1 pseudogene is annotated in these 293 nt (G+C 74.7%); it reads left to right on the forward strand.

What is annotated here, in order from left to right:
• A pseudogene (locus tag ACSNOH_RS35270) lies at window positions 1–293 on the forward strand (PAS sensor protein); the annotation flags it as partial.

Genomic DNA, 293 nt, shown 5'->3' on the forward strand with positions numbered 1-293 from the left:
GCACCGGACGGCCCCGTCCCCACCCTCGACGGCCTCTCCGTCCACGACACGCTCGGCAAGGTCCCGGCCCTCGTCGCCGTCGTCTACGGCCCCGAGCACCGCGTCGCCTACGTCAACGACGCCTACACCGCCCTCTTCGGCCCCCGCGCCCCCGGCGCCGCCGCCCGCGAAGCCCTCCCCGAGCTCACCGAGCTCGGCCTGCTCCCCCTCATGGACCAGGTCCTGCGCAGCCGCCGGCCCCGTACGGTCAAATCCCGCCGCGTCACCGCGGACATCAACGCCGCGGTGAACAT

This window comes from Streptomyces sp. URMC 127, assembly GCF_051386535.1.
Classification (GTDB): Bacteria; Actinomycetota; Actinomycetes; order Streptomycetales; family Streptomycetaceae; genus Streptomyces.